We start from the raw sequence: 12,958 nt of genomic DNA, 5'->3' as shown, positions 1-12,958 counted from the left end.
TTGACTGTCATGTTTGTATATCTAGTTTTCAAAGAACTTTTAACACATTATTTGTCGTGTGTCTAAAGAATTATAGCAAAGATTTTTTTAAACCAAAGAAAAAAAAAAAAAAAAAATAACAAATTTATTAAATTAATTTTTAGCTATATTTAATTTAGTAATTTTGTTATTTTCCTTATTTATATTATTAAGTTCTAAAATGACGGCATTAAATTGTTGCTTATTTTTAGAAACTTCAAATTTTGATGGTCTGTCAAATCTCATTTTCTCATATACTGATTCAAAATCCGCGCCAATAGCTGAGTTGGCTGGCCCAGTCATCCCTACATCTGTTATATATAAAGTATGATTAGGTAATTTTTTATCATCATTTGTTTGTACATGCGTGTGTGTGCCACAAATCGCATCAACTTTGCCATCAACATATAATCCTAATACATTTTTTTCACTTGTTGTTTCAGCATGAAAATCAATAAAGTGGAAATCACTTTTCTCTTTAAATTTAATAATATTATCTATGCAATCAAAAAAATTGTCTGCATATTCTTCATTTCATGGAGGAGATAATTTATTAAAAGTTATTCCCATTAACTGAGTTACTCTTAAAGACATTCCTTTGATATTAAAAATTCTCGTTCCTTCGCCAGCATATTGAGGATTAATGTTGGCTGGCCTAATCACATCTTCGTTATGAATTATTTCAAGAATTTCTTTTTTTGCTCAAACATGATTACCTAAAGTAAAGGCATCTACTCCAGATGATTTTAACCTTTCATAATCTTCTTTAACAAATCCTTTTCTTCCAGATACATTTTCTGCTTGTCCAATAACAAAATCTATGTTATATTCTTTTCTTATTATCGGAAGTAATTCTTCAACAAACTCAACACCTGGTTCTCCAAATATATCACCAATAAATAATAATTTAAGTCTTTGATTAGTCATTTTACCGTTTTCTACAAAATGAATTAATATTTATTAAATTATATATATTTATTTAAAGTATTTTATTTTCTATTTCATTTAGTAAAACTTGATCAGAAGATAACACATCTCTCATAGTCTTTTTTCCTTGAGCTAAATTTTTACCTTCATAGGAGTATCATGAACCTTTTTTTACTAAAACATTTTTTTCAACAGCTTCATCTATTATTTCACCAATTCTGTCAATACCACATGAAAAAATTAATTCTGTATCCATTTTTTTGTATGGTGCTGCTAATTTATTTTTTACCACTTTTATTTTCAATTCATTGCCGATGGTATCTTTACCATCAACTATAGGTTGACCTTTTCTTACTTCTAACCTTATTGAGGCATAAAATTTTAATGCTCTACCACCTGTTGTTGTTTCTGGGTTGCCATAACAAACACCAACTTTTTCTCTTATCTGATTAATAAAAATAATTGTAGTTTTATTTTTATTAGACACAGAAGTTATTTTCCTTAATGCTTTAGACATTAATCTTGCTTGAGAACCGATTTGTTGTTCTCTCATATCTCCATTTAACTCAGATTCTGGTACTAATGCTGCTACTGAATCAACAACTATTAAATCAATATTTCCTGATTTAGATAACATATCTACAATTTCTAGTGCTTGTTCGCCTGAATCTGGTTGACTTATTAATAATTTTTCAACATCAACCCCAATTTTTCCGGCGTATACCGGATCGATCGAATGCTCTGCATCAATGAATGCTGCTATTCCACCTTTTTTTTGTATTTCTGCAACTGCATGTAGACATAAAGTTGTTTTTCCAGAACTCTCAGGGCCATAAATTTCAATAATTCTACCTTTTGGTCAACCACCTATTCCTAAAATGTCATTTAATTTAAAGCTTCCACTTGAAAAAGTATCAACATCTGCATGAGGGACATCCCCTAAATACATAATTGATTCATTTCCAAATTTTTTGCTAATTTCTAAAATAGCTTCGTCAATAATTTTTTTCTTATCGCTCATATAAACCTCCATAATAATATGAATGTTTATTTAGAAGTGAACAAAAAATGAACAAAAAGAATAAAAAAGCCTTTCGGCTTTTATTATTTACGTAAATTAAGTTCTTTAATACATCTGTTGTATTCTTCTAAATCTTTTGATTTTAAGTGATCAAGTAATACACGACGTTTGTTAATTTTAGCCATAAATCCACGACGTGAGTGTTTGTCTTTTGGATTTTTTAAGAAATGTGGTTTTAATGATTCAATATCTTCGGTTAAAATAGCAATTTGAACAAAAGTATTTCCTGTGTCTTTTGCGTTTTTTCCGTATTTCTTAACTAATCCTAATTTTGTTTCATTAGAAATCATAATTTTTTGTCTCCTATTTTTTTAAATTATGTTTTATCCAAGCGTTAAACTTATTTATCACCTAGTATAAAAATTTGCAATTAAGAAAATGCTTATAAATTATATACTATTATCATTAATAATAAAATTTTTTGCTTCTAGTACATCTTCGTTTGTTAGTTTATCATTTTGTGAGTTAGTTATTAATCTAATTTCAGAATATATAATTAATTTAGCAGGTACATTTTCAATTTCAAATGCTTTTATATCAATAAGCTTAAAATGAAAATTATTCTTCAAACTTATATGTAAGACGCAGTAATATTTAATTTTGTTTACAATCAGTGCTGCTGCATAAACTCCCGAATGAATTTCAACAATATCATTATTTATTGATAATTCAAGATTAGATTTAATTTTGCATGCCAATAAGTACTCTCGCGTTAATAAAGAATTCAAAAACTTAATTTGCCCAAAATTCAATAATTCTTTTAGGTTTTTAGTTCCGATTTTTATATCTTTATATTTTAATAAATCCAAATCAATTACATTCATATTTTTAAAGCTATTTTTTAGTTTTGATGTATCTCATTTAGCAGACTTTCCAAATTTAAAGTCTTTCCCACAAATAATTGAACAATTATTTTTATTATTTGTTAATCTTTCTATAAATACATCACCTTCAAGAAGTGAAATTTTACTAAAATCTAATTCTATTGCTTTATCAATTTCATTAAATGTGCTGAAGATATATCTTTTTGCATCATTATCACAAAATAATCCATCTTTCATTTTGAACATTGTTGTTTCATTCTTGAAATAAACCAAAACAATTTGTTCATTTTTTTTAATTTCAACTGCTTTTTTCAATAATTGATAATGTCCCAAATGAAATGATTCGAATGCACCGATTACATATATTATATTTTCTGAGGGTTTTCAGCTATCTAATTCATAAATCTCTAGTGGTTTCATTTTATATCAACTTTAGCTCTTTAAGTTTTAAATATGCTCCGTCATATTCGCAATCAAGAGCAACATCATCGGCAACACTTTTAATTCTTCAGTTCGCTCTTTCCATAGCAACACCATAAACAGCATCACGAATCATTTCAAAATCGTTAGATGAATCACCAAAAGCAATTAAATTATCATTTGAATAACCAATTTTTTTTGTTAATAATTCTAAAGTTGAACTTTTTGTTGTTTTTTTAGGACCTATGAATATACCTCTACTTCAAGTAGAATTTATTTCCATATTTAAATTATTTTTATTTATAAAATCATTAATCAAATCGACTTTATTTGAAATATTTTCTCCACTTAAAGTGATTACGTAAATTCTTTTATCAATTATTTTGTTAAAATCTAATTCCTCATATTTACTTATATTGGGTCTAATGAATCAAGTGTATAAATTAGTATTTTTAGAATAATATGATTTATTTACATCTGTTATTATGAAATTAAAATTATCATTATAAAATTCATCATAAAGCATTTTTACTTCATTTAAGTTTAAACCAACTTCATAAATAATTTCATTTTTATTACAATCAAGTATGAATGAACCGTTAGCTCCAATAAAATAGTCTGGTTTCAATTGCTCTAAAAAATCGCAAATTGTTGAAAATTCTCTAGCGGTCGCTAGTATTGACACAATCCCATTTTTTCTTAAAAGCGAAAATGCGTCAATAGTTTTTTGACTGAATTTTGTATTTCCATTTGGGAGAATTGTACCATCAATATCAAATGCAGCACATTTTATAATATTTTTAAGATTTTTCATAATACCTCACTTTAGAAAATAAATTATATCTTATTAGGAAAAATCTTTTTAACAATAAGCTCATTGTTAAAAATTTTTGCAACCCCTCCAATTTCATTAGTATCTCCATTGATTAATAAAACTACTTCATCATTTTTATTATTTATATTAGTTAATTTATTACCATTTTTCAAATATTCTCTTTGCTTTTGATTGTATATAAATATTGGTAAGTTTAAGATATCTTTGTAATTTATTTCGACAAATTCCTTACCACTCAACCTACTTATATCCAGAACACCAATACCATTTCTTTCTAATTTTGTCATTGTTGAATAATTGTTGCAAAGAAGACCTAAATCATTAACTAAACTTCTAATATAACACCCTTCAGAAACCCTAAAATAAATTCTATAAGTTTGTTTTGCAAAGTCAAAACTCAATAATTTATAGTCAAATATTTTAATTTTCTGTTCTTTTACTTCAAAATCTATATCTTTTCTAGCAAGTTCATATGCTCTTACTCCATTAATTTTTTTTGCAGAAAATTTTGGCGGTACTTGACTTATTGTTTTGCTTAATTCTTCAAGTTTTTTGCTTAAAACTTCTTCAGTGACTTTATTGTCTGTATTATTTATAACCTTACCTAAAATGTCATATGTATCAGTTTCATATCCAAAAACACCTTCAACTACATATTCTTTGGTTTTATTCGAGATATACTCTAATAATTTTGTGTCCTCATCAGTTGCTACAAGCAACAGCCCTTCAGCTAGAGGGTCAAGAGTTCCGCTGTGTCCTATTTTTTTAATTTTATTTTCTTTTCTAAATTTGCTTATTGCTTCAAATGAACTAATTCCAGTTTTTTTATGTATTAAATAAAACATATTCTCCTTTTTATATAGTTATATTATAAATAAAAACCACCAAATTGGTGGTTTGCATTTCTATTAAGTTTATGTTTTATTATTAATTAAACTAATTCGATGATTGCCATACGTGTATTATCACCTAAACGTGCAGGTAATTTAATAATTCTTGTGTATCCACCATTTCTTTCTTGGTATTTTGGTGCAATATTTGAAAATAAATGTGTAAGTACTTCAACGTTTTCTTTTGTTTTAATTGGGCGTAAATAAGCAGCAACAGCACGACGATTTGCTAAAGTTGGATTTTTAGCTTTTTGAATCATTCTTTCAGCGTGTTTACGTAATTCTTTTGCTCTTGTTAAAGTTGTTGTTATTCTTCCATTAACAAATAATTCACTTGTTAACGAACGCATAACTCCATTTCTTCATTTAGTATCACGTGAGTAAATTTGTTTTGGGTTAGCCATTATTCATCTCTTTTTTTAAGTGTAAATCCAAACTCTTGAAGTTTTTGTACTATTTCTTCTAATGATTTTTTACCTAAGTTCTTTGTTTGTTCAAGCTCATCATATGTCATTTCGATAATGTCTGAAACTTTTGTTTTATTTATTCTTCTCAATGCATTTAATGAACGTACAGAAAGATTTAATTGGTTGATATCAAGATCTGCTTCATTTTCTTGTGGTTCCTCTTCAACTTCATCTGCGAAAACATCAACTTTCATTTCATCAGTGTTTCCTATAACCATAAAGTGTGCAATTAAAATTTCTGAAGCTTGTTTAATAGCTTGTTCAGCTTTAACTGTTCCATCAGTAATTAATGTAAAATCTAGTCTTTCTTCAACTTTAGCGCTAGATGAGTTTAATTCTTCAACCTTGTAGTTAACAAGTTTGATTGGAGAGAATTTTGAATCAACAGCAATAAACTTACCTTTTTTAATTTTTGAATTAGCTGCTAATTCACCTTCAAGTTTATTAACAATTAATTTGTTTTCTTCACTTGATAAAAATCCACGACCTGGTCTTATGAACATTTCAATTTTTAATGAGTTAGCCGCACTAACATCAGCAATGTGAATGTTGTGGTCGATGATTTCAACATTTGGATTGTCAACAACTGTTAAATATCTTGATGTAATTTCACCAACTTCATCCGCTTTAAGTTCAACCTTGATGATTTCATCATCATTAACTAATTCAGAATCATATTTGAATCTTACTTCTCTTAAATTCATGATTAGTGATGGAACATCTTCAACCACACCAGGAATTCCTTGAAATTCATGATTAACACCTTCGATTTTAATGCAGAATGGAGCTAAAGAAGTTATATTCGATAATAAAACTCTTCTTAAAGCAACACCAAGTGTATTTCCAAATCCTCTTTCTAATGGTTGTAAACTGAATGTGGTTTCAAAATCACTTACTTTGTTTAATGAAGGAACTTTAAGATAATCTAATCTTTTCATCTTTTCCATTTAAGATACCTACTTTCTTATCATTAATAATAGTACTTTTATTTCTTAGCACGTTTTAGAATACGCTTAGGAGGTCTTGTTCCATTGTGAGGAACAGGTGTAACATCCTTAATTTCTGTAACTGTGATACCTGAAACTTCGATTTGTTTTCTTGCAGCATCTTTTCCAGCTCCAAGACCTTTAAGTTCAACTTTAACAGATTTAATACCGTGTTCTTTAGCTGCTTCAGCTGCTGCTTGAGCTGCTAAACCTGCAGCATAAGGTGTTTTTTTCTTTGTACCTTTGTAACCAATAGCACCAGCTGATGATCATGCTATAACATTACCTTGTTCATCTGAAAATGTAACAATTGTGTTTTGGTTGGTTGAATGAATATGTGCAATACCTGTTGTAATATTCTTTTTCTTAGTTTTACGAGCCATATATTATTTACCTTTCTTTCCAGCAACTGTTTTTCTAGGTCCTTTACGTGTGCGAGCATTCTTTTTAGTTGATTGTCCACGTACAGGTAATCCTTTACGGTGTCTAATTCCACGGTAACATTTAATTTCCATTAAACGTTTAATATTTAAGTTAACTTCTCTACGTAAATCACCTTCTGTTGTATAGTGTTTAGCTGCTTCACGAATTTTTGATAATTCATCTTCTGATAAGCTCTTTACACGAGCATCTTCACTTATTCCTGCTTCAGCACAAATCTTTTTAGCTAAGCTTGGTCCGATACCATAAATATATGTTAATGACACAACAACACGTTTGTCATTAGGAATTTCAACGTTTAAAATTCTGGCCATCTTATCTCCTATCCTTGTCTTTGTTTGTGTTTAGGTAATTCACAAATTACTCTAATAACACCTTTACGTTTAATAATTTTGCAATCTTTACACATTCTTTTAACACTAGCTCTAACTTTCATTTTAGCTCCTTTAATTATTTGTGTCTGTAAACGATACGTCCTTGAGTTAAATCATATGGACTAATATCAACATCTACTTTATCACCAGGTAAAATTCTTATGTGATTAACTCTCATTTTACCCGAAATATAAACTTTCATAGTCATGCCGTTTTCTAATTCTACTTCATATGAATCAGTAGAATAAACAGTTTTAACCACTCCAGTCATCTTTATTGCGTCTTTTGCCAATTTAGATTCCTTTCGTTAAAACTACACCTTTTCCATTTTTAATCAAAACAGTATGTTCATAATGTGCTGTATTAGAACCATCAGTTGAAACGACTGTTCATCCATCTTTTAGAATTTTGATCTTTTTAGTTTGAGTAATCATAGGTTCGATACAAATAACCATCCCATCCTTTAATAATGGACCAGTATTTTTCTTACCTCTATTAGGAACATTCGGTTCCTCATGAAGTTGAAACCCAATTCCATGACCACAAAATTCATCAGGTGTGAAAAAATTATTTTTCTTAATAACCTCTCAAATAGCAGCTGAAATATCACCTACTCTTGCTCCAGGTTTTATAGCGTTAAGACCTGCTTCAAAAGATTGTTTTGCAACTAAAATTAGCTTTTTATCAGTTTCACTAATTTCTCCTACACCTTTTGTAAAAGCACTATCGCTGTTGTAACCTTGTCAGATACAACCCAAATCAACGCTAACTAGGTCTCCATCTTTAACTATATAGTCAGAAGGAATACCATGGATCAATTCATCATTTACGGATATACAAGCAGTTGCAGGAAAGCCGTATAATCCTTTAAATGCCGGAACGGCACCTCTCTTTATTATTTCTTTAAAAGCTAATTGATCAATTTCTTTTAAAGAAACCCCTGGTCTTACGAAATCTCAAACAATTTGTTTGACTTCTGCCAAGATTTTACATGATTTGGTAATTTTATCTATTGCGTTTTTATCTTTTATCAAAGAAATAATAAATCCTAAATATGTTAATTATTATGTTTTAAATTGTATTACTATTTAATTTTTTTCAAAACACTATCTGCAACATTTTCTGGAGCGTCAATAGCTTCTACCACAATCAATCTGTTTGCATTTTTAAAATAATCAATTAATGGGTTTGTTTGTTCATTGTAAATTTCTAATCTTTTGATAATTGAACTAGGTTGATCGTCTTTACGTTGTTCTAAATCACCGCCACAATTTTCACATTTATCACCCTTTGAACTTGGTTTAAATTTAACATGATACCCAGTTGAACACTTTGAACAAGTTCTTCTTCCAGATAATCTTTCTAAAATAACTGATTCTGGAGCATACAATTCAACCACTTTATAATCAAAGTTTTCGATTGTTTCTAAAAATTTTGCTTGATCAATTGTTCTTGGAAAACCATCAAGAATTATTTTTGTATTTGTTTTAATTGTTTCATCTATTTTATTTTTAACAATTCTGTTTGTTATTTCGTCAGGAACATAACCACCAGTTGTAACAATTTCTTGAACTTTTAATCCTAATTCAGTTTTGTTCTTTATTTCGTTTCTAAATATATTGCCTGTAGAAACATGTTCTAAATCTGTTAAATTAGCGATAATTGAAGCTACTGTTCCTTTTCCAACACCAGGAGCTCCTAAAAAAATTAAATTACAATTTTGTTTTATCATAATAAACCATCTCCATTTACATTTTTAGAGTTAAAGTTAGCTTTAGTAACTCTTTTAGCTTTGGCAAGCTTAACAGTTTTATTTCTTGCTTTTAATTGAGTTATTGTTTCAATGGCTACGGAAACTAAAATCATTAAACCAGTTCCACCGAAAGCAATTTGAGCAGGTAAAATACCTAAAATAACTTGTACATGTTGCATACTTGCTAAAATAACAAGATAGAAAGCACTAAACAAACTCAATCTAAATACAACACCAATTAAGTAATCTTGTGTTTCTTCACCAGGTCTAACACCAGGAATGAATGTTGAATTTTTAGCAAAATCTTCAGCTATTTTATCAACTTTTGATTGTTGGATTCCCATCAATAATGAGAAAACAAATGTTATAACAACCAATAATCCTAAACCAAATGGTTGAGTGAATTGTAAATTGTGTTTAATTCATCAAGCGCCATAATTATCTTTAGGTAGGATATTAGCGATCATTGTGGGGAAAGAAATAACCATCATTGCAAAGATAACAGGCATAATTCCACCCGGATTCAACTTAATTGGTAATTTACCCATTTCTTTAGTATTTCTTGATCTACCCGATCCAACTTGTTGAATAGGAATATGTCTTTCACTATTGTAAACAATAGAAATAATTAGAATTACTAAGAAATAACATATTACATAGAAACTAAAATTAATTAATCCAATTAATGAGCCACTAACTAAAAAATCATTTGATAATTCCTTAAAGGCTGACTGGAATTGAATTGGTAATCTCATTGCTATACCAGTGAAAATAATCAAACTAGTACCGTTACCAATACCTTTATTTGTTATTTCTTCAGATAAGAATAAACAGAATAAAGTTGCACCTACCAAAATCATTGGAAGTATAAAGAAAACTATAACATTTTCATTCATTCCGTTTGGAGAAACTATTTGAATAAATGCACTTGAAGCTCCTCCAGCAGTTAATGATTTAGTTAAGAATATTGCTTGAGGTATTGCAATTACTAAAGTTATTGCTCTGGTAATAACATTAATTTTCTTTCTTCCATGTGGTCCGCTTTGACTTAACTTGTAAATAGGCGGGAATAATTTTGACTGTAGAATCATCATTATAAGTGATGCATTAATAAAAGGACTTATTCCTAAAGCAAAAATTGAGAATCTAGATAATCCACCACCACCAACTAAATTTAGTGTGTCAAAAAATGAATCGCTATTAATATTTCTTGCAGAATTAATTTTAACAAATGGTGCTGTTATAGTTGTACCAATGATATAAATACTTAACAAAAGCAAGGTGAATAGAACTTTTTTGGTTATATCTTTAGTACTTCAAAAACTTAAAAAATTACTTTTTATCTTATTCCATAATGCAAAAAGTTTATTTGACTTCCTTCTAAAAAAACTCATTCATCCTCACTTTTTATTAAATACAAATTGTATTTTAATTATATAAAATTTAGTGTTTTTTTAAAGCAATTATGTTCCGGTAATATTTAGTTAAAAATAAGCTATATTTGTTAAAAAATCAATCAATGTCAATCTTGAATTTTTGAAAAAGTTTTACTAAAATCTTCTAGATTTCATTTCTCAAAATCAAAGTTATTCAGTAGTTGATTCGCTGGAATAATGTATCCACATTTGTTATGTACAAACATTTTTTTAGATTTAAAATAATTAAATTTAGGTTGCTTTAATCCACATTGTTTGCATACATTTACTTCATCAACAACTAATTTAAATAACATAGTTTCAAGTTCATCCATTAACTTTTCTCTTTTATTGAAAGGTGTGCTTTCAAAATTGTCATTAATGTATTTAATTTTATTTTCGATTTGTTCTAATTTATATATATTCATATTAACCTCCACCTTAATATGTGTTAATTTATTTAGGTGAACTAAAAAAGAACAAAATAAAAAGTTGACGAAATGTCGTCAACTATATTTTATTATTCTAAAATTTTTCCACCAGCAGCTTCGACAGCTTTTCTTGCTGATTCAGAAACTTTGTGAATGTTGATTGTTAATGATTTAGTTAATTCACCATTACCTAATAATTTAATAGGCAATGTTCTTTTAATTAAACCTTTTTCAAATAAAGTTTCTACTGATACTTCATCATTGTTTTCATAGCATCTTTCAAGGTCTTTAAGATTAATTACTTGGTATTCAACATGGTTTACATTGTTGAATCCACGTTTTCCAATACGACGGAATCATGGTGTTTGACCCCCTTCGAAACCTAATCTATGACCTTTACGTTTATTTTGTCCTGATTGCCCTTTACCCGCTTGTTTACCTTTACCAGCAGCGTGACCACGACCTTTACGGTGTTTTTCTGGTCTTGAGTCTTCTGTATATTTAAGAGTATGTAATTTAATTCTATCCATTATAATAGTTCCTTTACATCTTTATCTCTGATTTCAGCAATTTTTTCAGGTGTTCTTAAAGTTTTAAGAGCTTTAACAGTAGCTTTAACGATGTTTGTTTTTGAACGTGATCCATATGTTTTTGTAACAATGTTGTTGTATCCAGCTAATTCAGCAACAGCACGAACTGAACCTGAAGCAATAAGTCCTTTACCTTCGGGTGCTGGTTTTAAAATAACTTTTGAAGCTAAGAATTTAGCATTTGTTTCATGAGGAATAGTTCCATTGTATAAAGGAACTTCAACAAGGTTGTTTTGAGCATCTTTAACAGCTTTTTTAATTGCATCTGGAACTTCATTTGCTTTTCCGTGTCCATATCCAACACGACCTTTTTTATTTCCGACTACAACAAATGCTGAGAAACTAAATCTTCTTCCACCTTTAACAACTTTTGTAACACGAGCAATGTCAACAACTTTTTCTGAAAAATCAGCAAAAGCATCATTAACTTTTTTTTCTCTTAAGTTGTTTCTTCTTGGTTTTTCTGAATTGTTTTGACGTTTTTCATTATTTTCAGCGTTTTTAACAGCAGGTTTTGTATTTCTTTTCTTAAGAGTTACATTTTTTGTTCCTGTTTCTTCAACAGTTTTTTCAATTTTCTTTTGGTTTTCCATTAGAATTTAACTCCTTTTTCTCTTACAGCTTCAGCAAACGCTTTAACACGACCATGGTAAATGTAACCACCACGATCAAAAACAACTTCTTTAATTCCTAACTTCACGATTTTTTGTCCCATTACTGAACCTAATTCACTAGCAGCTTTAATATTTCCACCATATTCTTTGTTTGATAATGTTGAAGCACTTGTTAAAGTAACTCCTTTAGAGTCATCAATTAATTGAGCATATAAGTTTTGGTGAGATTTGAAAACGTTTAAACGAGGTTTAACACTTGAACCAACGATGTGTTGACGTAAACGAACATGTTTAACTTTTCTCGCTTGATTTCTTGATAATTTTGCCATATTATATACCTTATACTTCTATTATTTAGAAGCTGTTTTCCCTTCTTTACGTCTGATTTTTTCACCTTTATATGCAATACCTTTTCCTGAGTATGGATTAGGTTTTCTAATTGCTCTAACATTAGCTGCAAATTCACCAACTGATTGTTTGTTGATTCCTGAAACAATAACAATTGTAGGTTTAGGAACTTCAACTTTAACATCAGAAGGAACATTTAAAATAACATCATGTGAGTAACCAGCAGAAACATGAAGTTGATTTTCTTTATACACTGCTTTATATCCAACCCCATTAATTGCTAATTCTTTTTGGAATCCTTTTGAAACACCAATGATCATATTTGAAATGTGAGCATTTGTTGTTCCATGTAATTGTTTAGTGTGTTTTTCTTCATTTGCACGAAGTGTTGTAACTTGATTATTTTCAACTTTAACAGTGATTAATGGACTAAATTGTCTTTCTAATTTTCCTAATTTTCCACTTACTGTAACTAAAGTATCATTTACAGTAACTGTTGTTCCAGCAGGAATGTTAAGAACTCTATTTCCAACACGAGACATAG

The 12,958-nt window shown here is 28.8% G+C and carries 20 protein-coding genes; all 20 read right to left on the bottom strand.

Annotated features, from left to right (window positions below):
• Positions 1-132: 132 nt before the first annotated feature.
• Entirely contained in the window at positions 133-945 is an 813-nt protein-coding gene (locus FRW55_RS03925) for a TIGR00282 family metallophosphoesterase (protein ID WP_146368803.1), read from the bottom strand.
• A 52-nt stretch (positions 946-997) separates the two neighbouring features.
• Positions 998-1,966: a recombinase RecA gene (gene recA, locus FRW55_RS03920; RefSeq protein ID WP_226364042.1), complete on the bottom strand. Its 969-nt coding sequence runs from the start codon at positions 1,964-1,966 to the stop codon at positions 998-1,000.
• 83 nt (positions 1,967-2,049) lie between these two features.
• The gene (rpsO, locus tag FRW55_RS03915) at positions 2,050-2,316 is read right to left on the bottom strand and encodes a 30S ribosomal protein S15 (protein WP_146308978.1); all 267 of its coding nucleotides are present in this window, start codon (positions 2,314-2,316) and stop codon (positions 2,050-2,052) included.
• 99 nt (positions 2,317-2,415) lie between these two features.
• Complete coding sequence (locus tag FRW55_RS03910; protein ID WP_146368802.1) at positions 2,416-3,270, bottom strand: FAD synthase; 855 nt, start codon at positions 3,268-3,270, stop codon at positions 2,416-2,418.
• Between the two features lies 1 nt (position 3,271).
• Positions 3,272-4,084 carry a YcsE-related riboflavin metabolism phosphatase gene (locus tag FRW55_RS03905; protein WP_146368801.1) on the bottom strand — a complete coding sequence of 271 codons (813 nt, stop codon included), beginning with the start codon at positions 4,082-4,084 and terminating at the stop codon, positions 3,272-3,274.
• Positions 4,085-4,107: 23 nt separating this feature from the next.
• A complete protein-coding gene (gene truB / locus FRW55_RS03900; RefSeq protein ID WP_146368800.1) occupies positions 4,108-4,950 on the bottom strand; it encodes a tRNA pseudouridine(55) synthase TruB in 843 nt (280 codons plus the stop codon).
• An 86-nt stretch (positions 4,951-5,036) separates the two neighbouring features.
• On the bottom strand, positions 5,037-5,399 hold the full coding sequence (gene rplQ, locus FRW55_RS03895; protein ID WP_146308982.1) for a 50S ribosomal protein L17: 363 nt from the start codon (positions 5,397-5,399) through the stop codon (positions 5,037-5,039).
• A complete protein-coding gene (locus FRW55_RS03890; protein ID WP_146368799.1) occupies positions 5,399-6,409 on the bottom strand; it encodes a DNA-directed RNA polymerase subunit alpha in 1,011 nt (336 codons plus the stop codon). Before FRW55_RS03890 ends, rplQ begins: the two co-directional genes overlap by 1 nt.
• 38 nt (positions 6,410-6,447) lie before the next feature.
• Positions 6,448-6,831: a 30S ribosomal protein S11 gene (gene rpsK / locus FRW55_RS03885; RefSeq protein WP_146308984.1), complete on the bottom strand. Its 384-nt coding sequence runs from the start codon at positions 6,829-6,831 to the stop codon at positions 6,448-6,450.
• Between the two features lie 3 nt (positions 6,832-6,834).
• Positions 6,835-7,203: a 30S ribosomal protein S13 gene (gene rpsM, locus FRW55_RS03880; protein ID WP_146308985.1), complete on the bottom strand. Its 369-nt coding sequence runs from the start codon at positions 7,201-7,203 to the stop codon at positions 6,835-6,837.
• 8 nt (positions 7,204-7,211) lie between these two features.
• Complete coding sequence (rpmJ, locus tag FRW55_RS03875) at positions 7,212-7,325, bottom strand: 50S ribosomal protein L36 (RefSeq protein WP_006886393.1); 114 nt, start codon at positions 7,323-7,325, stop codon at positions 7,212-7,214.
• A 14-nt stretch (positions 7,326-7,339) separates the two neighbouring features.
• A complete protein-coding gene (gene infA / locus FRW55_RS03870) occupies positions 7,340-7,555 on the bottom strand; it encodes a translation initiation factor IF-1 (protein ID WP_006886394.1) in 216 nt (71 codons plus the stop codon).
• 1 nt (position 7,556) lies between these two features.
• On the bottom strand, positions 7,557-8,297 hold the full coding sequence (gene map, locus FRW55_RS03865) for a type I methionyl aminopeptidase (protein ID WP_162848298.1): 741 nt from the start codon (positions 8,295-8,297) through the stop codon (positions 7,557-7,559).
• A gap of 50 nt (positions 8,298-8,347) precedes the next feature.
• Complete coding sequence (locus FRW55_RS03860; protein WP_146367704.1) at positions 8,348-8,995, bottom strand: adenylate kinase family protein; 648 nt, start codon at positions 8,993-8,995, stop codon at positions 8,348-8,350.
• A complete protein-coding gene (secY, locus tag FRW55_RS03855; protein WP_146368797.1) occupies positions 8,989-10,410 on the bottom strand; it encodes a preprotein translocase subunit SecY in 1,422 nt (473 codons plus the stop codon). Before secY ends, FRW55_RS03860 begins: the two co-directional genes overlap by 7 nt.
• Positions 10,411-10,520: 110 nt before the next feature.
• Positions 10,521-10,859, bottom strand: a complete 339-nt coding sequence (locus FRW55_RS03850; RefSeq protein WP_146368796.1) for a hypothetical protein — start codon at positions 10,857-10,859, stop codon at positions 10,521-10,523.
• Between the two features lie 92 nt (positions 10,860-10,951).
• Positions 10,952-11,392 carry a 50S ribosomal protein L15 gene (gene rplO / locus FRW55_RS03845; protein WP_146367701.1) on the bottom strand — a complete coding sequence of 147 codons (441 nt, stop codon included), beginning with the start codon at positions 11,390-11,392 and terminating at the stop codon, positions 10,952-10,954.
• Positions 11,392-12,045, bottom strand: a complete 654-nt coding sequence (gene rpsE / locus FRW55_RS03840; protein WP_237025363.1) for a 30S ribosomal protein S5 — start codon at positions 12,043-12,045, stop codon at positions 11,392-11,394. Before rpsE ends, rplO begins: the two co-directional genes overlap by 1 nt.
• Positions 12,045-12,395 carry a 50S ribosomal protein L18 gene (rplR, locus tag FRW55_RS03835; protein ID WP_146368794.1) on the bottom strand — a complete coding sequence of 117 codons (351 nt, stop codon included), beginning with the start codon at positions 12,393-12,395 and terminating at the stop codon, positions 12,045-12,047. Before rplR ends, rpsE begins: the two co-directional genes overlap by 1 nt.
• A gap of 21 nt (positions 12,396-12,416) precedes the next feature.
• Entirely contained in the window at positions 12,417-12,956 is a 540-nt protein-coding gene (rplF, locus tag FRW55_RS03830) for a 50S ribosomal protein L6 (protein ID WP_146367698.1), read from the bottom strand.
• Between the last annotated feature and the right edge of the window lie 2 nt (positions 12,957-12,958).

The sequence above is a fragment of the Mycoplasma anserisalpingitidis genome, assembly GCF_007859615.1.
Classification (GTDB): domain Bacteria; phylum Bacillota_I; class Bacilli_A; order Mycoplasmatales; family Metamycoplasmataceae; genus Mycoplasmopsis; species Mycoplasmopsis anserisalpingitidis.
This window is presented reverse-complemented; position numbering and strand designations above follow the sequence as displayed.